General features: G+C 63.9%; 18 protein-coding genes. 15 read left to right on the top strand and 3 right to left on the bottom strand.

Annotated features, from left to right (window positions below):
• Positions 1–3: 3 nt before the first annotated feature.
• The 11 genes from WN982_RS10630 to WN982_RS10580 all read left to right on the top strand — a co-directional run bounded on the left by WN982_RS10630 (position 4) and on the right by WN982_RS10580 (position 14,624).
• The gene (locus WN982_RS10630) at positions 4–894 is read left to right on the top strand and encodes a DUF692 domain-containing protein (RefSeq protein ID WP_341315647.1); all 891 of its coding nucleotides are present in this window, start codon (positions 4–6) and stop codon (positions 892–894) included.
• Entirely contained in the window at positions 866–1,681 is an 816-nt protein-coding gene (locus tag WN982_RS10625) for a DNA-binding domain-containing protein (RefSeq protein ID WP_341315646.1), read from the top strand. Before WN982_RS10630 ends, WN982_RS10625 begins: the two co-directional genes overlap by 29 nt.
• Positions 1,678–2,142, top strand: a complete 465-nt coding sequence (locus tag WN982_RS10620; RefSeq protein WP_341315645.1) for a DoxX family protein — start codon at positions 1,678–1,680, stop codon at positions 2,140–2,142. The genes WN982_RS10625 and WN982_RS10620 overlap by 4 nt, the downstream gene beginning before the upstream one ends.
• Before the next feature lie 125 nt (positions 2,143–2,267).
• Positions 2,268–3,671 (top strand): TolC family protein, encoded by a 1,404-nt coding sequence (locus WN982_RS10615; protein ID WP_341315644.1) that lies wholly within the window; start codon positions 2,268–2,270, stop codon positions 3,669–3,671.
• The gene (locus tag WN982_RS10610) at positions 3,668–4,732 is read left to right on the top strand and encodes a metal transporter (protein ID WP_341315643.1); all 1,065 of its coding nucleotides are present in this window, start codon (positions 3,668–3,670) and stop codon (positions 4,730–4,732) included. Before WN982_RS10615 ends, WN982_RS10610 begins: the two co-directional genes overlap by 4 nt.
• Positions 4,733–4,798: 66 nt before the next feature.
• Complete coding sequence (locus WN982_RS10605; RefSeq protein ID WP_341315642.1) at positions 4,799–7,897, top strand: efflux RND transporter permease subunit; 3,099 nt, start codon at positions 4,799–4,801, stop codon at positions 7,895–7,897.
• Positions 7,898–7,960: 63 nt separating this feature from the next.
• A complete protein-coding gene (locus WN982_RS10600; RefSeq protein ID WP_341315641.1) occupies positions 7,961–10,012 on the top strand; it encodes a VTT domain-containing protein in 2,052 nt (683 codons plus the stop codon).
• A complete protein-coding gene (locus WN982_RS10595; protein WP_341315640.1) occupies positions 10,009–11,214 on the top strand; it encodes an MFS transporter in 1,206 nt (401 codons plus the stop codon). The genes WN982_RS10600 and WN982_RS10595 overlap by 4 nt, the downstream gene beginning before the upstream one ends.
• Positions 11,215–11,241: 27 nt before the next feature.
• Positions 11,242–11,844, top strand: coding sequence for a phosphatase PAP2 family protein (locus WN982_RS10590; RefSeq protein WP_341315639.1), 603 nt, complete (start codon positions 11,242–11,244; stop codon positions 11,842–11,844).
• A complete protein-coding gene (locus tag WN982_RS10585) occupies positions 11,844–12,497 on the top strand; it encodes an HAD-IB family hydrolase (protein WP_341315638.1) in 654 nt (217 codons plus the stop codon). Before WN982_RS10590 ends, WN982_RS10585 begins: the two co-directional genes overlap by 1 nt.
• Positions 12,498–12,710: 213 nt before the next feature.
• Positions 12,711–14,624: an SMP-30/gluconolactonase/LRE family protein gene (locus WN982_RS10580; protein ID WP_341315637.1), complete on the top strand. Its 1,914-nt coding sequence runs from the start codon at positions 12,711–12,713 to the stop codon at positions 14,622–14,624.
• Positions 14,625–14,844: 220 nt separating this feature from the next.
• Here the strand turns inward: WN982_RS10580 and WN982_RS10575 are convergent, their stop codons facing one another.
• Entirely contained in the window at positions 14,845–16,284 is a 1,440-nt protein-coding gene (locus tag WN982_RS10575) for a sialidase family protein (RefSeq protein ID WP_341315636.1), read from the bottom strand.
• A gap of 745 nt (positions 16,285–17,029) precedes the next feature.
• Between WN982_RS10575 and WN982_RS10570 the strand changes: the two genes are divergently transcribed.
• Together WN982_RS10570 and WN982_RS10565 are read left to right on the top strand one after the other, a co-directional pair.
• Entirely contained in the window at positions 17,030–17,368 is a 339-nt protein-coding gene (locus WN982_RS10570) for a hypothetical protein (RefSeq protein ID WP_341315635.1), read from the top strand.
• A gap of 127 nt (positions 17,369–17,495) precedes the next feature.
• Complete coding sequence (locus WN982_RS10565) at positions 17,496–17,825, top strand: transposase (RefSeq protein WP_341315634.1); 330 nt, start codon at positions 17,496–17,498, stop codon at positions 17,823–17,825.
• Between the two features lie 328 nt (positions 17,826–18,153).
• On the opposite strand, the gene WN982_RS10560 is transcribed toward WN982_RS10565, so the two are convergent.
• On the bottom strand, positions 18,154–18,576 hold the full coding sequence (locus WN982_RS10560) for an ACT domain-containing protein (RefSeq protein ID WP_341315633.1): 423 nt from the start codon (positions 18,574–18,576) through the stop codon (positions 18,154–18,156).
• A 149-nt stretch (positions 18,577–18,725) separates the two neighbouring features.
• Complete coding sequence (locus WN982_RS10555) at positions 18,726–18,917, bottom strand: hypothetical protein (protein ID WP_341315632.1); 192 nt, start codon at positions 18,915–18,917, stop codon at positions 18,726–18,728.
• Positions 18,918–18,976: 59 nt separating this feature from the next.
• Here WN982_RS10555 and acs point away from each other — a divergent pair, with 59 nt between their 5' ends.
• Both acs and WN982_RS10545 read left to right on the top strand, forming a co-directional pair.
• Positions 18,977–21,034 (top strand): acetate--CoA ligase, encoded by a 2,058-nt coding sequence (gene acs / locus WN982_RS10550; protein ID WP_341315631.1) that lies wholly within the window; start codon positions 18,977–18,979, stop codon positions 21,032–21,034.
• Positions 21,035–21,350: 316 nt separating this feature from the next.
• Positions 21,351–23,402 carry a carbon starvation CstA family protein gene (locus WN982_RS10545; RefSeq protein WP_341315630.1) on the top strand — a complete coding sequence of 684 codons (2,052 nt, stop codon included), beginning with the start codon at positions 21,351–21,353 and terminating at the stop codon, positions 23,400–23,402.
• The last annotated feature ends 7 nt before the right edge of the window (positions 23,403–23,409 follow it).

The raw sequence follows: 23,409 nt of genomic DNA, 5'->3' as shown, positions 1-23,409 counted from the left end.
CTGATGAGCGTTACCGTGCTCCCCGCGCTGGAAGCCTCCAGCCCGATTCCGGTGAAGGCCGGTGTCGGGCTGCGCTTTCGCCATCACCAACCCGTGCTCGACACGCGACCCGCGGTCGCCTGGTTCGAGGTGCATACCGAGAACTACATGGGCGGCGGCAGCGCGCCCCAATACCTGGACACGATTCGCCGCGACTATCCGGTGTCGCTGCACGGCGTAGGGTTGTCCCTCGGCAGCGCCGACGGGCTCGACGCGGCGCATCTGGCCCGGGTGAGCAGAGTGGTCGAGCGGGTCGAACCCGGGCTCGTTTCCGAACATCTGGCGTGGAGCGTAGCCGGCGGCACGTATCTGGCCGACCTGTTGCCGCTGCCGATGACTGAAGAAGCGTTGAGCGTTGTCTGCCGGCATGTCGATGAGCTGCAAACGCGCCTCCGCCGACGCATTCTCGTGGAGAACCCATCGACCTACCTGCGCTTCAGGCATTCGACGATTCCGGAATGGGAATTCCTCGCTCAGGTCGCACAGCGCACCGGTTGCGGCATCCTGTGCGACGTCAACAACATCTACGTGAGCGCCTGCAATCACGGCTGGAACGCGATGACCTACCTCGATGCCTTGCCGCCGGCCTCGATCGGCGAAATCCATCTCGCCGGGCACAGCGTCCGGCCGCTCGATAACGGACAGACGCTGCGCATCGACGACCACGGTTCACGCGTGGTACCGCAAGTCTGGGCGCTCTACCGTGAGGCGCTCAAGCGCTTCGGGCCGGTTCCGACGCTGATCGAATGGGATACCGACGTACCGCCGATCGAAACCCTGATCGAAGAGGCCGTCCTCGCCGAGACCGAACTGGAAAGGCAACGCCATGAACACCGACACGCCAGCGCTGCTTGAGTTGCAGCGCGCGATGCAGCGAAGCCTGCTCGACCGCACTGATGGCGACGCGTCGGCCTGGGTGATCGCCGACGGGCTGGACGCCGGCGCACGGCTCGGCATTTACCGGAATACCTGCGCCAGCGTGCTCGTCACGGCCCTTCGCCTGGCCTTCCCGGCGGTGCAGCATCTGGTCGGTCCGGCGTTTTTTGAGGGCGCTGCGGGGTTATTCGTTGCAGAGGCTCCACCGCGAAGCGCGTGGCTGGATGAGTATGGTGCAGGATTTCCAGATTTTCTGGACCGGCTGCGGCAAGCGGCGTCGGTGCCTTATCTCGCCGACGTGGCACGCCTGGAATGGCACGTCAACCTCGCCCTCCACGCGCCAGATGCCCCACCGCTCGATATCGCGCGTCTGACGGCGCTGGGCGAAGCCGGGCCGGCGCAATTGTGCTTCCGGTCTCACCCGGCGGTGCGACTGCTGCGATGTGAATTCCCGGTTGATGTCATCTGGCATGCGGTACTGGAGCGCGATGAGCGGGCCATGGCAGCGGTCGATTTCGCGGAAGGACCCGTCTGGCTGCTCGTTCACCGAACACGGAGCGGCATCGAGGTGGTGCGTCTGGGCGAGTGCGAATGGCGCTTTACCGCAGCGCTGTTGTCGGGAAAGCCGTTATCCGCCGCGCTGGAAGAGGCGCCATGCGACGACGCGTACACAGTGCTCGCCACGCACCTGGCGCGCGGATGCCTTGCGGATGTTAGCGTGGTTCCCAAGGCGGTTGCACGCGCAGTACGGAGGACCCACACATGACACGCTCTCATCAACCCGCCACCCTGTCGCCGGCCGACAGCAGTCAAATCATGCGTCTTGTCAGATGGCTCGAGCGCGTGCCCTACGCCCTGCTCGCCATCCCGTTGCGAATTGCGGTTGCGACCGTCTTCTGGAACTCCGCGATGACCAAACTGGCGAACTGGGAGGCCGCTCTTGCCCTGTTCCGCGATGAATACAGATTGCCGCTCCTGCCGCCGGAACTTGCCGCTTACATGGCCGTGTCGATCGAGTTGTCGACGCCTGTCCTGTTGATACTCGGCCTGGCTACCAGGCCCGTTGCATTTCTACTTCTGGGGATGACAAGCGTCATCGAGATATTTGTCTATCCCCAGGCATGGCCCACCCATATCCAGTGGGCTGCCATGCTGCTGGTGCTCTTATGCCGCGGTGCCGGAAGCGGGTCCGTCGACCATTGGCTACGAAAGCGCTGGGTCGGTTAATTCGCCACAGACGCACGAACTTCACAGCGAATTAACACCTACTTGACGAAAACTTCACAGGCCGTTGCGTAGCATCCACGTCTGTCGCCATCTCGACAGATGGCCAACAGACCGTGGATGTTGCTATGCGCCGTTCGTTGCTGCTCACCTGCCTGATGCTGATGGTGGTGCTGACGGGATGCGCGACTTACCACCCGCAACCCATCGCGCCGACGCAACTCGCCCAACGATTCGAGGAACGCACGCTTGCGAGCGCCGAACTGCGCGCGTACCTCGCGCGGCAGCTCGGGCACGATATCGTTCCGTGGCCCCTGCCGCGCTGGAACCGCGGGATGCTCACGCTCGCGGCTGACTACTACAGCCCAGTCCTCGATATCGCGCGTGCGCAATGGGGCACCGCCAAAGCGGGCATCGATGTCGCGCGCGCGCTGCCGAACCCGGTGCTGCAACTGCCGTTCCAGTACGCGACGCCGAACCCGGGGCCCGGTGCGCCATGGGTCGTCGGTCCCGCGCTCGACATTCCGATCGAGACCGCGCACAAGCGCGGCTATCGGATCGACCAGGCGTCACACCTGTCGGAAGCCGCGCGCCTCGCCATCGGCAATGAGGCGTGGAAGGTGCGCGCCCAGGTGCGCGACGCGCTGCTTTCGCTCTACGCCGCCCGGCAACACACCGCGTTCCTGGCGCGCAAGGCCGGCGCCCAGCAGCAGATCGTCGCGATGGTGACGAAGCGCCGTTCGGTCGGCGAAAACTCAGGGCCGGACGTCGACGCGGCGGTGCTCGCAGCCACCCAGGCACAGACCGATCTCGCCGCCGCACACAGTGCCGCGCAGGACGCGCGCGCGCAACTGGCGACGGCGATCGGCGTGCCCGTCACCGCGCTCGAGGACATCCAGTTTGATGACGAGGCGTTCGTGACCGCACCACCTGCGCCGCCCGCCGCTGACGCGCAGCGCGAGGCGGTTTTTCATCGCGCCGATCTGCTTGCATCGCTCGCCGAGTACGCGGCCGCCGAATCGGCGTTGCAGCTTGAGGTCGCGAAGCAATATCCGGACGTCCATTTCGGCCCCGGCTACACGTACGACACCGGCACGCACAAGATCGCGTTCGGGCTGGCCGGCATCACGCTGCCGGTCTTCGACCAGAACCAGGGCGGCATTGCGCAGGCGGAAGCGAAACGCAAGGAGGCGGCCGCGCGCACCGCAGCCTTGCAGGACACGATTTTCAACCACCTCGACCATGCACTCGCCCATTACCAGGCAAGCCTCGATGCCGTGCAGCTCTCCGTCGCGCGCCAGACAACCGCGCGAAAGCAACTGGACAGCCAGGCCGCCAGCTTCACGGCCGGCACCAGCGACCGCTTGACGTTCACCCAAGCCAGGGCGGACTACGAAGCGAGCGAGATCGCCCATCTGGACGCCGTGGTCGGCGCCCAGCAGGCAGCCGGCGCACTCGAAGACGCGATGCAGCGGCCGCTCGCACCGGAGACAGCCAACCCCACTGTCACCCAACAAGAGATATCCCGATGAAACGCACATTGGTCATTCTTTCGGTTGTCTCCGTGCTGCTGGCGGCCGGCGCCAGCTGGTTCATCTACCAGACACTCGTTGCCAGTCAACCGAGGCCGGGCGCACCGGCGCAGGCCGCCGCCCAGCCGTCCGTGCAGACGGTGAACGGCGAAACGGTGGTCGTCGTCGCCACCGACGTGCAGCGCGCCAGCCATATCGATGTTGCGCCGCTCGCGGTCGCCGCCATCCAGCCCGAGAACACTGCATACGCGACGGTCGTCGACCTGCAGCCGCTGTTCGATCTGCGCAACCGGCTCGCGGCCGCGCGGGCGGACTACGACACGTTGCGCGCACAGGCCGGCAATTCGCACGCGCAATACGAGCGTAGCCGCGTGCTGTTCGAAGACGATCGCAACGTCTCGCAGAAGAGCCTGCAGGACGCGCGAGCGGCTATGCAGGGCGATCAGGCGAAGCTCCAGTCGGCCGAAGCGGCGCGAAGCGGGCTGGATGCGACGATGCGGCAGCAGTTCGGCGATGCGCTCGCGAGCGCCGCGATGGCGCCGGCTTCGGATCTGTTCCAGCACTTGCTCACCGGCCGCGCGGTCGTATTGCGCGTGACGCTGCCCGCCGGCTACAGCGGCGCCCCGCCCGAGCGCATCAAGGTCGACGCGCCGGACGGCCAGCCGGTCGCGGCACGGAAACTCTCTGCCTCGCCGCAAGGCGATCCGGCGGTCCAGGGCAACCCGTATTTCTACGCGGCCGGGCGCGCGTTGCCCGTGGGAACGCACACCGCCGCACATGTGCCGGCGTCGAACCGGAACGTGGCCGCGCTCGTGATTCCCGAACCTGCCGTGATCTGGTACGGCGGACAGCTATGGGTCTATGTGCGTACCGCCCCCGATCGCTTCACGCGACGTTACGTGCCGGACGCCTCTTCCAGCGATCAGGGCTTCGTCGTGACCGATGGTTTTCACGCGGGCGATGAAGTGGTGTTGCATGGCGCGCAGTTGCTGCTCTCCCAGGAGCTGCGGCCACAGGGCATCGCGACGGCTTGCAAGGATCCGCCCGAATGTGACGACTGATCCGCAGGTCGGCTGGCCTACCTGGGGCTGGCCCACTTCACCCGCACCGCACACTTCTGGCCGCCGATGCTCAACGCCATCATCCGATTCTCGCTGCGCTTTCGCGGTGTCATTTACGCGCTGGCCGTGCTGCTGGCCGGCTATGGCCTCTATACCCTCACGCGCGCGAAGCTCGATGTGTTTCCGGAGTTCGCTCCGCCGATGAGCATTGTGCAAACCGAGGCGCCGGGCCTCACGAGCGAGCAGGTCGAGACGCTGGTGACCCAGCCCGTCGAAAACGCGCTTGCGGGCATGGTCGGCTTGCAGTCGATGCGTTCGAAGTCGCTGCAGGGCCTGTCCGCGATCACGGTGGTGTTCGACAGTCATGCGAACCTGCTGCAGGTCCGGCAACTCGTGTCCGAGCGCGTGAACGCGTTGGCCGCGACGCTGGCTGCGGGCGTGCAGCCGCCGAGGCTGCTGCCGCTCACCACCACCACGAGCGTGGTGCGCACCATTGGCCTGACCTCGAAGACACGCTCGCTAATGGACCTGTACGACATCGCGCAGTGGACGGTCAAGCCGCAACTGTTGAGCGTGCCGGGCGTCGCGGACGCCATCGTGTTCGGCGGCGACACGCGGCAGTTGCAGATTCAGGCCGATCCGGCCAGGCTGATGCGCTACGGGCTGTCGATCCAGGACGTGATCGCCGCGGCCCGGGCGTCTACCGGCGTGCGCGGCGCGGGCTTCATCGAGAGCGCGAATCAGCGCATCGCCATCAATACCGATGGCCAGATCCGGACACCCGACGCCATGGCCGGTGTGGTCCTGCGCTGGAGCAATGGTGCAGCCGTGCGGCTCGGCGACGTCGCGACCGTCACCTGGGGCAGCGCGCCTCCTGTCGGTGCCGCATCGATCATGGGCACGCCCGGTGTGATGCTGGTCCTCGAAAGCCAGTACGGCACCAACACGCTCGCCGTCACGAAGGACATCGAGAAGACGCTCGCCGCGCTCAAGCCGGTACTGACGCAGCAAGGCGTCGATCTGAACGCCGATGTGTTCAGGCCGGCGAATTTCATCGACGCTGCGGTGGGTCACCTGCGCACTGCGCTGCTGGTCGGCGCGGTGCTGGTGATCGCGGTGCTGTTCCTGTTCCTGCTCAATGTCCGGACCGCGCTCATTTCAGCCGTCGCGATCCCGCTCTCGCTGCTGGTCGCGATCATCGTGCTGACGTCGTTCGGCGTGAGCCTGAACACGATGACGCTCGGCGGCCTCGCGATCGCGCTCGGCGAAGTGGTCGACGACGCGATCATCGACGTCGAGAACATCTACCGGCGGTTGCGCGAGAACCGCAGCCGGCCCGCGCCATTGGCCGCGTTCCGCGTGGTGCTACGCGCCTCACTCGAGGTGCGCAGTGCGGTCGTGTTCGCAACCTTCATCGTGATGCTGATCTTCCTGCCGGTGCTGACGCTCTCGGGGATAGCCGGCAGGCTGTTCGCGCCACTGGGCGTCGCCTACATCCTCGCGGTGCTGGCGTCGCTCGGCGTCGCCCTCACGCTCACGCCGGCGATGGCGCTCGAGCTGCTGGCACGCGGGCCGCTGCCGGCTCACGAGCCGCGCCTGCTGACGTGGCTGAAGGCGCGCTACACCGCGTTGTTGCAGATGGTCGAGCAGCGTGTGAAGACGGTCATGGTGGTGGTCGCGGTGATGTGCGTGGCGGCTCTGGCTGCGCTGCCGTTTCTGCGCGGCAACTTCATTCCCGAGCTGCGCGAGGGGCACTACATCGTGCACATGGGCCTGGCTCCCGGCACATCGCTCGCCGAATCGATGCGCATCGGCACACAGGTTTCGCAGGCGCTGATGCACGTGGCGGGGGTGCGGCTGGTCGCGCAGCGCGCCGGCCGGGCGAACGAGGTCGTCGATCCGGTCGGCGTGCAGTTGAGCGAGTTCGAGGTCGACCTCGCGCCGATGAGCGCGGCCCGGCAAAGCGCGATCCTGCGCAGTATCCAGGAAGCGCTCGCCCGCTTTCCCGGCCTCACGACCTCGGTCAACACGTTTCTTGTCGAACGGATCGACGAGACCATTTCGGGTGTGACGGCGCCCGTTGCGGTCAACGTCTTCGGCGACAACCTCGATGTGATCGATCGCAAGGCGCAGGACATCGCCCGGCTGCTCGGCACGATCCGCGGCGCGGCGAGCGTGCGGGTGGAATCGCCGCCGGGCATCCCGGAGCTCGACGTCAGACTGAAGCCCGACCAGTTGAGCCGCTGGGGCTTCCGGCCCGTCGACGTGCTCGATGCAATCCAGAGCGCCTGGCAGGGGAGCACGGTTGCGCAAACCTATGAAGGCAGCCGGCCCTACGACGTCACCGTGGTTCTCGCGCCCGATGCGCGCAGGAATCTGCGCGACGTCGGCGCGCTGATGCTGCGCAATCCGGATGGGCTGGCCGTGCCATTGCGCGAACTGGCGAGCATCGGCCAGGTCTCCGGCCGGTATCAGATCACGCACGACGGCGGCCGCCGGATGCAGACGGTCTCGGTCAATCTCGGCAGCCGTGCGGTGAGCGATTTCGTGAGCGAAGCGCGGGCGCGTGTGAATCGAGACATCGTGATGCCCAAGGGCACGTACGCGGTGTTCTCGGGCGAAAGCGAAGCGCGCACACAATCGCAGCGCGACCTGCTCGCCTATGGGGCGATGTCCGTGGCCGGCATCGCATTGCTGCTGTTCCTCGCGATGAAGAGCCGGCGCGGGGTCGTGCTGGTGATGGTGAATCTGCCGTTCGCGCTGGTGGGCGGGGTGCTGAGCGTGCTGCTGAGCGGCGGCGACCTGTCGCTGGGCGGCATGGTCGGTTTCATCACCCTGTTCGGCATTTCGCTGCGCAACTCGATCATGCTGATCAGCCACTACGAGCATCTGGTGCATGTCGACGAAATGCCGTGGGGCATGGAGGCGGCCGTGCGCGGCGCGTCGGAACGACTGATACCGATCCTGATGACGGCGCTCGTGACCGCCCTCGCCTTGCTGCCGCTCGCACTGACCAGCGGCGCGGCCGGCAACGAGATCGAGGGGCCAATGGCGATCGTCATTCTTGGCGGACTGACCACCTCCACGATCCTGAACCTGATCGTCCTTCCGACTCTTGCGCTGCGCTATGGCCGCTTCGAGCGCGACACGCTGGCGGAACCGTAAGCCGCGCGATTGAACGAGCGATCCATGCACTCTCGCAAACCCCGCACTTAACCGGAACCGCATATGCACGCGTTGCTTGCCGGCATTGGCGCCCATCCGTGGCTTGTCCTCGCCATCGTGTTCGGCGTCGCGTGCGCGGAGTCGCTGGCTGTCGTCGGGACATTCGTCCCCGCGGGCATTGTGATGTTTGCCGCGGGCGCACTGATTGGCGCTGGTGCGCTGAACGGGTGGGTGACGCTCGCCGTCGGCGCACTCGGCGCTGTGGCGGGCGACGGGATCAGCTACGAGCTCGGCCACCTGTATCACCGCGAAGTGCGCGCGTGGTGGGTGGTGAAGGGACACGAGGCGGTCTGGGAACGTGGCGAGCGTTTCGTGCAACGGCACGGCGGGAAAAGTATCGTGCTGGCCCGTTTCTTCGCGCCCGTGCGCGCGATCGTTCCGCTTGTCGTCGGCGCGGCGCACATGCCGCGGCGCAGGTTTTACCCGATCAACATCGCATCCGCGCTGGCCTGGTCGCCCGCGCATATCGGCCCGGGGATCGTGTTCGGCGCGTCGGCGCAACTCGCCGAAGCGGTCAGTGGGCGCCTCGCCGCAATGCTGCTCCTGCTGGCGGCACTGCTCTGGCTGGTGGTCCGGCTGACGCGCCTCGCCATCCAGCGCGGCGCGCCGCTCGCGAGGACCGCTTCCCAACTGGCTGAACGGAGTTTGAGTCGGCGGTATCCGCGCCTCGCGAGCCGGTTATCGGGCATCGTCGGTCCGGACGGGATCGAGACGCAAACACTCCTGGTTCTGGCGCTGCTCTTCATTGGCAGCGTGTGGCTGTTTCTGGGCATCCTGCAGGACGTGTTCGCAAACGATCCGCTGGTTCGCGCTGACACCATCATCTACAGCTTTCTGCAGACCTTGCGCGCGGCGCCGACGGATTACATGATGGCGGGTGTGGCTGAATTCAGTGCCTACGGTGTGGGGTTGGCGGTGGCTGCCGCCGTTTTCATCTGGCTCATCGTGAGGCGATGCTGGAGCGCGGCAGGCTACTGGATTCTCACGGTCGGGATAGCGGGCGCCTTGAGTCCGGTGATCGAACCCGGGCATGATGACGCGCGACCGTTCAGTTGGCAGACGGGCGCGGCGCACAGTCCGTTGCCGAGCGGCAATGCCACGTTCAACGTGCTCGTGTACGGTTTCCTGGCCTGGCTGCTGGTGCGACGGCAACCGCCACTCTGGCGCAGCGCCGTCATTACGGTCGTCGTCATCTGGGTCGCACTCACCGGGTTTGCCCGCCTGTATCTCGGGGAAAACTGGCTGGCGGACGTGCTGGGCGGCTGGAGCCTGGGGCTCGCGTGGTTTGCGGTACTGGCCGGCACCTACACGTATCAGCGGGTGCGCGACGACGTGCGTCCGAAGCCATTGGCCTTCATTGTGGCTGCGGTGCTCGCCATCTTCGGTCCCTGGACGAACCCTGAACATCTGCGGTCCGACCTCGCCAGGTATAGCCCTGCACGGCACGAAACGGTGCTCACCCTCAGCCAGTGGACTGACGGAGGATGGCGTGCGCTGCCGGGCCGCCGGCTCGAGCTCAGCGGCGACGAGGAAGAGTATCTGCCGTTGCAATGGGCCGCGGATTCCAGTGCGATCGCGCATAGCCTCGAGTCGGCGGACTGGCAACCGGCACCGGTGTGGTCCGCGAGGTCGTCCTTGCTGTGGCTGTCGCCCCAGACATCAGTGGCCGCGTTACCCGTGCTGCAGAGACTCTCAGAAGGAAACAGCGCTGAACTGGCCTTTGTGAAATCCGATCCGCGACGGCCGATGAACCGGTTAGTGCTGCGGCTGTGGCGGTCCCGTTACCGGTTGGTGACGGAAGGGATGGCCGGCACCGCGCCAGGGAACCCGATCTGGTACGGCGCGCTGTATCAGGAAGCCTTTCAGCAACCGTGGCACCTCGTCACGCTGGGCGCCGCCACGACCTGGCCGGATGCCTCCATCATTGCGCAACTGCTCCCTGCGGGTATGCCGATGACAAGCCCTTCGGCGATCGAAGACGGGGCGGTCCGGCATGCCGTGCTAGTCTTGCCGGCCGCTCCCGACGCAGCCCCCTCTACCCATGACACGCCATGACCCCTGACACACCTTCCGCCACCAGGATCGCCATTCCGCGCACGGTCTGGGCGCTCGGCTTCGTGAGCCTCTTCATGGACCTGTCGTCCGAACTCGTGCATGCATTGCTGCCGGTGTTCCTCGTGACCACGATGGGCATGAACGTCATGGCGCTCGGGGTGCTCGAAGGCGCGGCGGAAGCAACCGCGCTGATCGTGAAGGTGTTTTCCGGGCCACTCAGCGACTGGCTCGGGCGGCGCAAGGGTCTGCTCTTGCTGGGATATGGGCTGGCGGCGCTGACCAAGCCGCTGTTCCCGCTCGCGAGCACGCCGGGCTGGGTCGTCACGGCCCGCCTGCTCGACCGCATCGGCAAGGGCATTCGCGGTGCACCGCGCGATGCGCTGGTCGCCGACGTGGCACCGCCGGAGATCCGGGGCGCGTGTTTCGGTCTGCGTCAGTCGATGGATACGATCGGCGCGTTCCTCGGACCCGCGCTCGCCATCGCGCTGATGTTCTGGTTTGCTGACCACATTCGTACTGTGTTGTGGTTCGCCGTCGTGCCGGCTTTCATCGCGATCGGCCTGATCGCGTTCGGCATCGACGAATCGGGCCATGCGCCGGCAAGGCGTACCTTCCGCTCGCCGTTGCACTGGCGCGCGCTGCGCGAGTTCCCGGCGCGCTACTGGTTCATCGTCACCATCGGCGCAACGTTCACGCTCGCGCGCTTCAGCGAAGCGTTCCTCGTGTTGCGCGCGCAGCAGACGGGTCTGGATCTCGCGTGGATTCCCGCCGTGATGGTCGTCATGAGTCTCGCGTATTCGCTGTCGGCGTATCCGGTCGGAGTCCTCTCGGACCAGCTGGATCGACGCCTTCTGCTGGCGCTCGGCATGGCACTGCTGATCGCGGCCGATCTGCTGCTCGGCATGGGGCAATCTGTCATGTCGATGTTCGTCGGTGTTGCCGTGTGGGGGCTGCACATGGGTTTCACGCAGGGCATCCTCGCCGCGATGGTGTCCGAAACGGCACCCTCGACGTTGCGCGGCACCGCGTTCGGCGTGTTCAACCTGGCCTGCGGCCTGTGCATGCTGCTCGCGAGCACGCTGGCCGGCTGGCTGTGGGATCGCTTTGGCGCCTCGACGACTTTTCTCGCTGGCGCAGCGCTCGTCGTGGTGCCGCTGCTGCTGTGCTGGTTCGCGTCGCGCCAGGCCGCCTCGCGGGCCTGATGGATTTTTATCAACGACTTCATTGCGATGAATACACTCGAAGCATTCAACCAGGCGCTGTTTCTCCTGATCAACGGCACCACCGCAACACCGGCGTGGCTGGTCGGCATGGCAATGCTGATCGCCGATTACGTGATCTGGCTGATCCCGTTGCTGCTGGCAGCGATGTGGCTGCGGGGTAACGAAGCACAACGGAGTCTGGCCGTCCGGGCATGCCTCGTGGCGATGCTCGGCGTCGGCGCGAACCAGTTGATCGGCCTGGCGTGGCAGCATCCGCGCCCGTTCATGATCGGTCTCGGCCGTACCTTCCTGCCGCATGCGCCGGACTCCTCGTTTCCGAGCGACCATGCGACCGTGTTTGCCGGCATCGCGCTGACGTTGCTACTGGGCGGGGCGCGCGGGCTCGGCGGATTCACACTGGTGGCCGGGGTGGCAGTTGCCTGGGCGCGGGTCTTTCTCGGGGTTCACTTCCCGCTGGACATGCTTGGCGCGATCGTGGTGGCCGGTGTGGCTTACTTTCTTCTCGCGCCGTTCTGGGCGCTCGGCGGCGCTGCCGTGACGCGGCGGGCGATCACGCTGTACCGCAAACTTCTCGCGCGGCCGATCGCTCTCGGCTGGCTGCGGCGCTGATGATCACCAACCAACCGATGCAGCGCAATCAAACCGTTGCCGCGTTCGATTTCGACGGCACCATCACCACCTCGGACAGCCTGCGTGACTTCGTGCATTACACGGTCGGTCGCGGCCGGTTTGCCGTTGGGGTCGTGCGTGCGTCACCGTGGCTCGTGGGCCTGCTGGCGGACGTGTGCGATCGGGGATCCGCCAAGGCGCGTTTTCTTGCGGCAACGCTCGGCGGCATGACCCAACTCGAACTGGAGGACGCGGCGCAGCGGTATGCCGCAGAAAGGTTGAATGCCCTGATCCGACCGGAAATGGCGGCCAGAATCCAGGAGCATAAGCGATGCGGCCACCGGCTCGTCCTGGTCAGCGCGTCGCCTGCGCTTTACCTGAGGCATTGGGCTGCGAGCGCGGGTTTTGAAGCGGTTTTCGCGACAGAACTCGAATTTCGCGGTGGCCGGTTCTCGGGCCGCTTCGCCTCGCCGAACTGTTGGGGGCCGGAGAAAGAGCGGAGGCTGCAACAATGGTTCGGCAGCGATCCACCGCGCGTGCTGTATGCGTACGGCGACAGCCCAGGCGACCGCGAAATGCTCGCGCTGGCCCACCATGCATGGCTAAGGGGACTCGGCGCAATGCCGCCAATTGATGCATGGGGGCACACATGATGACGCCGCGGACACGGTCTTGCGAGCCGCCAGCTGACACGTGAACGCTCATCCGCCTCGCGGAGCGGCTGGAAGCGCTGCTCGGGCTGAGGTCCAGCACCGTTTACCCGTACTGGAAACGCGAACTCAACTTTTTCCACACCTCGCCGATATACCGCTCGAACGCAGTATTGGGTTGGACAGACTCGCCTCTGGGGGGCGCTCTTCACGATCATGAAACGAATCTATGCCACGTTCTTCGCCGTACTGCTGATCGCTGCGATTGCACCAGCGTGCCAGGCGCAGTACGCCACCGACTGGGTGGCGAACACATTTGGGACCAACGCCACCCGCGTGGGTAACGCCGCGCGCTCCATGTGGGTAGCGCCTGAGGGTGTTATCTATACGGCATCCATGTGGGACGAAAACGAGGGCGGCGTTGCGATATACCAGAACGGCCAAAGCATAGGGTCTCTGGGAGGTCACGGCGAGTTTCAGGGCAGCGCCATTACTGGCAATGCAACGTCAATCTTCGCTGCGTTGAAATTTAATACCACTTACGGCAGCGGCACGGTGGGACGGTACGGCCGAACCACCCAAACCCGCGATTTTCTCATCTCAGTCAGCGCGACAACGGCTGAGCCGCGGGCTGATGTCATCACCGGACTCGCGACGTCGGGCTCGCTCCTTTATGCGAGCGACTTTCCTGGAAATCGCGTCCGGGTCTACACCACCGACGGCGTCTGGCGGCAGGATATCGCCGTCTCAGGCCCTGGCGGGCTCGCCGTGGACAGCGCAGGAAACATCTGGGTTGCGCAGAAAAGCGCGGGCGCAATCCTCGAATTCAATCCGGTCGGCGTGCTGCTGAACACCATCCAGATGTCCGTCGTTTCTCGACCGTCCGCGCTGTATTTCGATTCGGCGACTGGGTATCTCATGATCGGGGACGAGGGGCCCGACATGAACATCAAGATCTACAACATCTCGGGCACGCCATTTCTGGTCAGTACGTTTGGCATCCAGGGCGGATATCTCGACACTACGGCCGGAATAAAAGGCCAGGTGGGTGATAAGCGCTTTACCCGCGTCACCGGCATCGGCAAAGACGTCGCCGGCAACCTTTATGTGCTCAACAACCCATGGGGCGGAACCTGGGACCTCGGCCGCGACGGCGGCACGGACATTCACTCCTACGACAACGCCGGCCACCTGCGATGGAAGCTTCAGTCTCTCAACTTTGAGGGAATCGCCGCTCCGGACTCGGGTACCGATGGCGCCTACTTCTATGGAGGCACCAACATCTATACGGGCTCCGCTGGAGGAACCTTCGTAGCGAACACGGTCGATCCAATCGACTATCCATCTGATCCACGAATCAACATCAACGATCGCGCGCGTGATGAGCACTTCGGTCAACTCGCCACCGTCGGCGCCAACCGGATCCTTGTGGCAGCCGGCCAGAATCCCGATACCTTCTACTTTTTCCACTTCAACGCTGCGAATGGCTACATCGCCATACCGGACGCCACGCTTCCAGGTACAGCGTTCAATACGACCGCACCGGTCAGGCACGGATTCGCCCTTGACAGCAAAGGGGACGTCTGGGCCGGCTTGGACAAGACGAATACCATCTCGCACTATCCGCTGACCGGCTTTGACGCGAGCGGTCAGCCGAATTGGGGAGCGGGAATTGCGACTCCCATTCCGGGCACTATCACGCCATTGACGCGGATTATCTACCTGCCGGAAAGCGACACCATGATCCTGGCACAGGGAATTGTTGGGAGTACAGACTGGACGTCGATCGGAACGCGGGTCGAGGTGTATCACGGCTGGCTCGCAGGCAACACAACCGCTCCCGATCCGGTGATCAACCTTACCAGCGCCAATCCCAAGTCGATCACAGCGACTGGCAACTATCTCTTCGTCGGATACGTACACACCGTGCCCAACATCGATGCCTTCAATCTGACCACAGGCAGCCTGGACACCACGTTGATCAACAGCAGCCCCAACACCGTGTACGTCGGCAATGACGTGGATTCGATGTACGGCCTTAGATCGTACCGTCGGTCGACCGGAGAGTACGTGATCACGAAGGACAACTACAACGGGACCAGCATTATTATCTATCGCTGGACACCCTGATCAGCAGAGCTCGTCGCGGCTACGCCCAGGCGAGTGCCTCACGTCATGTGGACTTATCGACATTGTTTCTTTCCAGAAGCAGCGATCGCCCCGGAAATCCGGCACAGGCTTCCGAGATGCTTCGAAAGTTTGAAATCTTTAGTCGCCTGACACGCATACACGGCCGTACGACCGCCCAGCAGTATCTGGGCGGCCTGGGCCTCAGCCGGACTACCCGAAGCTACGGCGCAACAAAGAATACATCCGTGCGATTGGATGTGTTGCCTGAGTTCGTTTGAACAAAGAATGACAGGAAAGCATTCCCTCGCGCTTCAAGACCTGAATAGTCCCCGAGGAAGAATCCCTCCGCTACCGGCGCCGTCTTCAGATCGAACGGACCGGATAGCCGCAGTTCGCTGCCGAAACTCCCCCCGCCGTTGGTCGACGTCGTTTGCCAGTAGTTTGTGGGCAGCGTCGCCTTGTTATCCGCCGCCAGGTCGCGGAAGTCGTAGTACGTGACAGCGACCGTGCCGGCGGAATTCACGCGAACCGACGGATTGAACGCCGGCCGCCCTGAGGGTGTGTTCACCCGGATGGGCGCGCTCCACGACGCACCGCCGTTCGTGGACGTCGAGAAGGCGATCTCGTCATACTGGCCGCCGTTGAAACGCGAGTCCTGCCAGACAACGTAGAGTTGCCCCGTCGCTGGATCGATCGCCGGCTCGGGGATGATGTCGCCGGTGCGCACCGCTTCGCCGGTGTTGGGATCCGTGACCGGGACGGTCTCCAGACCGGCGATGATCTGCGGCTTCGTCCACGTTGCGCCATCGTCGGTCGACTTGATGAACGCAACCTTGCCGGCCGACTTTTTGAACGGTGGACTGATCAGGTCGAAAAAGTCATACAGTGTCCCGTCCTGCGAGTTGACCACGATCTGGTTGCCGATCGTCTGCTGCCGTGACGGCACTGTCACGATGGCCGATGGTGAACTCCATTTGAGACCTCCGTCGATGGTCTTCGAGAACATCGACGGCCCCCGGAACGCGGCAGTGTGCAGGTTGGCGTATGGGTTGCCGTTCGGCAGTTCGAGCCGGTCCCAAACCGCATAGGCGACACCTGCCTTGATGGGATTGGCGGTCACCGACTCTTTGTCGTTGAAGAACTGCAGCGTGGGCTCGTTGTCGGCGATGAGGACGCTCAGATTCCCCCAGCTTTGGCCGCCGTCCCGTGAAACGGCCGCGGCGACTGCATTGTTGTTGTTGGACTGGTTAAACGAGATCGATACGGAGTAGGCGGTTCCATCCGGCCCGATGGATACCCACGGGTCAGAGGCGCGCTCGTATCCGAGTCCGCCTGCGCACGTGCTGAAAGGCAGATTCGTCTGTCTCCACGTCTGACCGCCATCGAACGAGAAGCCGGCAACCAGGCCGTGCGCGCCGCCGTTCGACCAGCGATCCTGTTGCCACGCCCCGATGAGGTTCGACGGATTGGCGGGATTCACAGCCACCCAGGGTTCGACCTCCGCATTCACGTAGACCGTGCCGGGTCCGCCGACGGTACAGCTTGCAAACGGGCTGGGACCCGAGACCAGGGTGGGGGCACTCCAGCTTGTTGTGCTGGCCGCCAACATGGCGGCAAGGGGAATTCCGATCAGAAATGCACCAGGCTTGTTGCGTCGCATGGAAGACTCCTCATCTATATGCGACCCGTAACACGATAAGCGGCAGCAGCACGGCAGCCGCTGCTGGCTCGATCGGCATTGCGCCTTTTGCCGGAGACTTTCACGATGGCATGGCCGAAGCGCCTCTCCCGCCATTGTCGTTCGCCGGTACCCACTGCCGCTTCCATGTCACAGGCCGCCGGCGCTGGACACCGCCAGCGCGTCGGCTACGACTCCATCTACGAACAGTCAGCCTTCCCTCGTGGTCGGCATTTCGCCAGTCTCGGCGCTCCTGTCCCGCCAATGACGATCCCCAGAAGGAATGAAAAGGAATTTAGGTCGTACGAAAGGAGGCGGCATGAAATTTTTTGTAACATGCTGCACGCGACGAAATTGACGCGCGTCACGACTGTGCGAAACCTGTCTCCAGAACCCGGCGAAGTAAGCGGATGGAACATGTTGCAACGACAGCGACAAACCGCCCAAACCAATAAGCGCGATCGTCTGGCAGCGAGGTGGGTTTGGCGAGCAGCACGCGCTTCTGGTCCGTCACAAGCTTGCACCGCACGCTGACAAACGGCGTCCTGACCGATCTCGGCCGCGCGCCGCTGGCGGCCGGCCAGTACACGGTACCTGATAGTCAACCGCCAGCGTGCAGGCATAGGCGTGGCGCAGCCAAAACGTCAATTTGCGTTAATTCCCGTCTCATACGGTTTTCGGGAACATAGAATTGCCTGGTTCGCCCTGGTAGTGCTGGAGGAAGCCAATGAAGGCTGCGTCCCACGTCCTGTTTTGCGCCGCGTTTGTCAGCCTTGCCGTATCTACGTCGGCTCAAGAAATTTCGCCCGCTCCGAGGACGCCTCACGGTGTAGGGCCGGCCATCGGCAGCGCCCTCGGGCCCGTGCTGAAAAGCCAGATCATTCATCCGCAGATGCAGCGCATCACGGCGTTGCGCGTGATCTACGAGGACCTCACCACGATCGACGCACTGCCCCCGAGCAGCAGCCGCTGCCGGCAACAGGTAACAAAACCCTACCCTTGGCGTGCGCGGAATCCATCAATCGGATATCGCGGGCTTCATCGGTTTCAGAATCCCGAACTGTAAGCGGCGCCACCAGCTTGCTCGTCAGGCACGGCAGCCTGCCACAGGCGGTATTCAGGCGTCCGCGCTCGTGGTGCCCGCCCGCGCGTTTGAGAACGGATAACGTGTAGTGACGACAAGGAGAAAATCAATGAATCGGCTATCCGATGAGGAATGGAAAACAGTCAGACGTCTTTTTCCAGAGCCTGGGGCAAGGAAGCCATTCGGGCGGCCTGCGTCCGATGTGCGCGCCGTGCTGGATGCAATCCTCTGGGTCACACGCACGGGCGAGCGATGGATCCACCTGCCATCGGATTTTCCGCCGCAGCAGACCTGCTACATCAAGTATCTTCAATGGAGACGCAGCGGCATCCTCGAGCAGGTTCATACCCTGCTTGCAGCCACCCGTAATGAGGTCGCGCATAGCGAACCGGATGACCGGTCATGCAACCTGGCCGGTGCAACGGGTCACTTAGCGTGAGGGCCGGCCCGCGCTGCCGGAATGGCATTTCCGGAGCTTCGCAAGCAGCGCAGCGATCGCGTCGGGAACAGCGGCAAACCCGACTTGAGGCGGTTGTGTCGCGATAAGGATGGCAAGGCGAGAAAATCCGAGGTAATGAGGAATGCTTATATCATCAGCGAGTAAAACTATCCGGCGACAGACTGATGGAGGTCTTTTGGAGGTAGCGGTCAGCCTCGCGGCGCCTACGTTGTCAAAGCTGCCCTTGCGCTCAATGCGGAACCCGAGCGGGTGTCCAGTACCTGCCGCCAGCGTCACCAACGCCACGAGCATTCTCCGAGAGGCTGTTTCAGGTCTTCCCCAGGATTTCTAACGCCTTGGTGGCATCGTCCAGCGAGTCGACCCCCACGTAGGCGACAAACTGTGTGCCCATCACGGCGGCCGAGAACCCACGCAGGTTGATTTCCCCTTCAGCCAGCTTCCCAGTTAGCTCCGCGGCGATGCCCGGTCGATCCAGACCCATGACCCGAACGGCGTGAAGGCTGCGGGTTACGTTGAACCCGATCTGTGCGGCTGCACGGATTTCCCTGTCACTCTGGAGCGGCGCAACGAACACGACTCCCTTGCCGGGATCCTCCTGTGCGCGCCGGGCAATGACGAATTGCAGGTCGGCCCCCGCATCCCGCAGAGTAGCCAGCGCCTCCGCAAGGCCACCCGGCCTGTCCTGGATTGTCGCCGCCCAAACATCCACACGTTCCACGAGAAGATTCATGACAGTTTCCCCTTCCTCTCTTCTATTGCAGCCTAGTGAAAATCTAGCTCATGGCCGGCCCGCAGGCAAATCTCCGCACGGTAGTATCAGGAATCCTATTTGTCATCGAGAACCAATTGTTTCGGTTGGGCATATAGCCCGAAATCGCTTCACCTCGTATCGATGACCGCAACCCCTTTGCCCGTGAAGCGGATACGGCTCCGGTCATGGGCAAGCCAGATGTTGCTGCGCGGCAGACGGCGCGTCATACCAATGCACGCCAGCCCCAGCGCCCTGGCGAGAGCGGCGGCAATTTGTGCGCTTTCCTGGTAAGTTACCAGCCCCGCACTTAATATTGACATACGCAGTCCAGCACACTTCGTGCGGGCCGTTGCTGCGGGTGCAAATCAAGGGGGCCGTCATGTCAGAAGACAAATCGCCACGCCATGCCGCGGAGCAGCAAACTGCGGATGTCTCCGAAGCACAGATCGCGGTGCATTGGCCGGAGGAGGACTATTTCTCGCCGCCGAACCAGTTCATTGCGCAGGCCAACCTGACAGACCCGAGGGTGCTCGCGCGCTTTTCCATCGACAACTTCCCCGAGTACTTCAAGGAGTTCGCGGACCTGCTGGACTGGTACAAATACTGGGAGACGACGTTCGACGCCAGCCATCCCCCTTTCTGGCGCTGGTTCGTCGGCGGCAGGATCAACGCGTGCTATAACTGCGTGGATCGCCACCTCGCCAGCTACCGGAACAAGACAGCGATCCATTTCGTGCCGGAGCCGGAGAACGAGGCGATACAGCACCTCACCTATCAGGAGCTTTTCGTCCGCGTCAACGAGTTCGCGGCCCTGTTGCGCGATTTCGGCGGCCTGAAGGCGGGCGACCGGGTGACCCTGCATATGCCGATGGTGGCGGAACTGCCCATCACCATGCTCGCATGCGCGCGGCTCGGCGTGATTCACTCGCAGGTCTTCAGCGGATTCAGCGGAAAGGCGTGCGGCGATCGCGTCTCGGATTCAGGAAGTCGTCTGTTGATTACCATGGACGCCTATAACCGCGCCGGTGAGTTCCTTGATCACAAGCAAAAGGCTGACATTGCGGTCATGGAGGCCGCCAGCACCGGTCATCAAGTCGACAAGGTGCTGATATGGCAGCGCTACCCGGGCAAGTACTCGAGTCCCACGAAACTCGTGGAGGGGCGCGACGTCATCATCAACGACGCCCTCGGGAAGTTCCGTGGCGAACGGGTCGAGCCCGTTCAGATGCCGGCAGAGGCGCCGCTCTTTCTCATGTACACGAGCGGCACCACGGGGCGGCCCAAAGGCTGCCAGCACTCCACCGGAGGCTACCTTGCCTATGTCACGTGGACGTCGAAGTACATCCAGGACATCCACCCCGAGGACGTTTACTGGTGCATGGCCGACATCGGCTGGATTACCGGCCATTCCTACATTGTCTACGGCCCGCTCGCGCTCGCCGCTTCCTCGGTCGTGTACGAAGGTGTGCCGACGTATCCAGACGCGGGACGGCCGTGGCGTATCGCTGAAAACCTCGACGTCAACATCTTCCACACGTCGCCCACGGCGATCCGCGCGCTACGACGCTACGGACCCGACGAGCCTGCGAAATACAACTTCCATTTCAAGCACATGACGACCGTGGGCGAGCCGATCGAGCCCGAAGTCTGGAAGTGGTACCACCATGCGGTCGGCAAGGGCGAGGCGGTCATCGTGGACACCTGGTGGCAGACTGAAAACGGCGGCTTCCTTTGCAGTACAGTGCCGGCGATCCACAAGATGAAGCCCGGCAGCGCGGGACCCGCGATTCCAGGCATCCATCCGGTGATCTACGACGACGAGGGCAAGGAGCTGCCGGGCGGTTCGGGCAAGGCCGGCAACATCTGCATCCGCAACCCCTGGCCCGGGTCATTCCAAACTATCTGGAAGGACCCGGATCGCTACGTCAGCCAGTACTACTCGCGCTATTGTCATGACCGCGAGAGCAAAGACTGGCGCGACTGGCCTTATATGGCTGGCGATGGCGCGGTGCAGGCAGCGGACGGTTACTACCGGATCCTCGGCCGCATTGACGACGTGATCAACGTCGCCGGCCATCGCCTGGGCACAAAGGAAATCGAGTCGGCCGCTCTCCTCGTCTCCGATGTCGTTGAGGCGGCAGTGGTACCGGTCGCTGACCCGATCAAGGGCAAGGTGCCTGACCTCTATGTTTCATTGAAGCCGGGACTCGCACCCTCTACGAAGATCGCGAACAAGGTCATGGCATCGGTGGTTTCACAGATCGGCGCGATCGCGCGGCCGCGCCGCGTCGTCATCGTGCCCGATATGCCCAAGACCCGCTCGGGAAAGATCATGCGTCGCGTGCTCGCAGCGATTTCCAATCGTCAGGACCCGGGCGACGTGTCCACTCTCGCCAATCCGGAGATTGTTGAACAGATAGAGGGGCTCGCGAAGTAGCGCAATGGCGCGCGTCGAACGATTGCCCAAATCTGTCAATCTGTCGCTGGCTCCCGTTTGCGTGGCGAGGGCGGCGACCATGCAGTGGCTTCCTCGAATGCGGCGGTTGAGGATTCGCGTCGAATGCGGCCCATTTGTCTGAGCGAAGCGCGCTGGCCCCTATCTTGCAGCGGCTCTGGTGCGGGTGTAGCCTCTTTTATGTCGGCCCCAGTGTCGACTCGATCGCCTGCCGTGATCCAGATGCCGCGCAACAGCCGGTATCCTCGTGGCGTGGAATGACTGGCGCCGACGCGCAACGCGTCTGCCCGGAGGTGCCATGAACAAGCTCGCGTCCATTCTTCTATGGGGTGCGCTCACCGCAGTCGGCGCTTTCTCATTCGCAACGCTCGCGCTCGGGCGCGGTGAAAACGTGAACGCGGTGTGGCTCGTGACCGCGGCCCTGATCGTCTATTTCATCGCTTACCGGTTCTACAGCAAATTCATCGCCGGGCGCGTTCTGGGACTCGACGATGCCCGGCAAACGCCCGCCGAACGCCACAACGACGGCATGGATTACGTACCGACCAACCGGTGGGTACTGTTTGGCCATCACTTCGCCGCGATCGCCGGCGCGGGTCCGCTGGTCGGCCCCGTGCTGGCGGCGCAGATGGGCTACCTGCCCGGCACGCTCTGGATACTCGCCGGCGTGGTGGTCGCGGGTGCCGTGCAGGACTTCATTGTGCTGTTCGCGTCGGTGCGCCGCGACGGCAAGTCACTCGGCGAGATGATCAAGGTCGAGCTGGGCCCGGTGCCCGGCTCGCTCGCGCTGGTCGGCGTACTGGCGATCATGATCATCATTCTGGCCGTCCTGAGCCTCGTGGTCGTCAAGGCACTGACGGCGAGCCCGTGGGGCCTCTTCACGATCGCAGCAACGATTCCGATCGCGCTGCTCATGGGCGTCTACATGCGGATCGTTCGCCCTGGGCGCGTGGGCGAGGCGTCTGCGCTCGGCGTCGTGCTGCTGCTCGCGGCACTCGTGATCGGCAAGACGGTCGCAGGCGACCCGACGTGGGGGCCAGCGTTCACGTTGAGCGGCCCGCAACTCGCGTGGGCCCTCATTCTGTACGGCGCCGTTGCGTCCAGTCTGCCAGTGTGGCTGATGCTCGCGCCGCGCGATTATCTGAGCACCTTCCTGAAAATCGGCACGGTCGTCGCCCTGGCGATCGGCATCTACGTCGTCGCGCCGACGCTCTCGATGCCGCAGACCACGCGTTTCATCGACGGCAGTGGGCCGGTCTTCTCCGGCAAGCTCTTCCCGTTCCTGTTCATCACGATTGCATGTGGCGCCGTATCGGGCTTCCATGCGCTGATTTCCTCGGGCACCACACCGAAGATGATCGAGCGCGAGTCGCATATGCGTCTGATCGGCTTCGGCGGCATGCTTGCCGAATCGTTCGTTGCCGTCATGGCGATGACGGCGGCCTGTGTGCTGCAACCGGGGATTTATTTCGCGATGAACGCACCGGCCGCGGTCATCGGGACCACTGCGGCGCACGCGGCGCAAGTGATTTCCAGCTGGGGATTCACCGTTACGCCAGAGATGATTAGCCAGGCGTCCGCCAATATCGGCGAGACCACCATCCTGTCGCGCGCCGGCGGCGCCCCGACGCTGGCGGTAGGCATGGCGCAGATCCTCGCCCAGGCGGTCGGTGGTACGGCTATGCAAGCCTTCTGGTATCACTTCGCAATCCTGTTCGAAGCGCTCTTCATCCTCACCGCGGTAGATGCCGGCACGCGCGTCGGCCGCTTCATGATCCAGGACATGCTGGGCCACGTCTACCCGCCGCTCGGCAACACCCAGCTGCTGCCCGCGAACCTGCTGGGCACCGGACTGTGTGTGGCGGCCTGGGGCTACTTCCTCTATCAAGGCGTGGTCGACCCGCTGGGCGGCATCAACACGCTTTGGCAGCTCTTCGGCGTCGGCAACCAGATGCTTGCCGGCATTGCGCTGCTGCTGTGCACCAGTGTGCTGATGAAGATGAAGCGCGAACGCTATGTCTGGGTGACGCTAGTGCCGACAGCCTGGCTTCTGGTCACCACGCTGACGGCCGGTATCCAGAAGATCTTCAGCAGCGATCCGCGCATCGGCTTCCTTTCGCTGGCGAACAAGTTCAGCGACGCGGCCGCGCACGGGACAGTGCTGGCGCCTGCCAGGTCGATTGCGGAAATGCAGCGGGTGGCCTTCAACAACTATCTGGATGCGGTCGTCTGCGGCCTCTTTGTCGTGCTGGTGCTCGCGATGTGCGTCTTCGCCGTCAGGATGAGCTGGCAGGCGTTGCGCCAGACACAGCCCACCACCCACGAGACGCCAGTTGTCGCGCGCGCTTAAGGAGGGC

The sequence above is a fragment of the Paraburkholderia sp. IMGN_8 genome (assembly GCF_038050405.1).
Taxonomy (GTDB): domain Bacteria; phylum Pseudomonadota; class Gammaproteobacteria; order Burkholderiales; family Burkholderiaceae; genus Paraburkholderia.
Note: the sequence above shows the minus strand (reverse complement) of the source record. Positions and strands in the feature narration are given on the sequence as shown.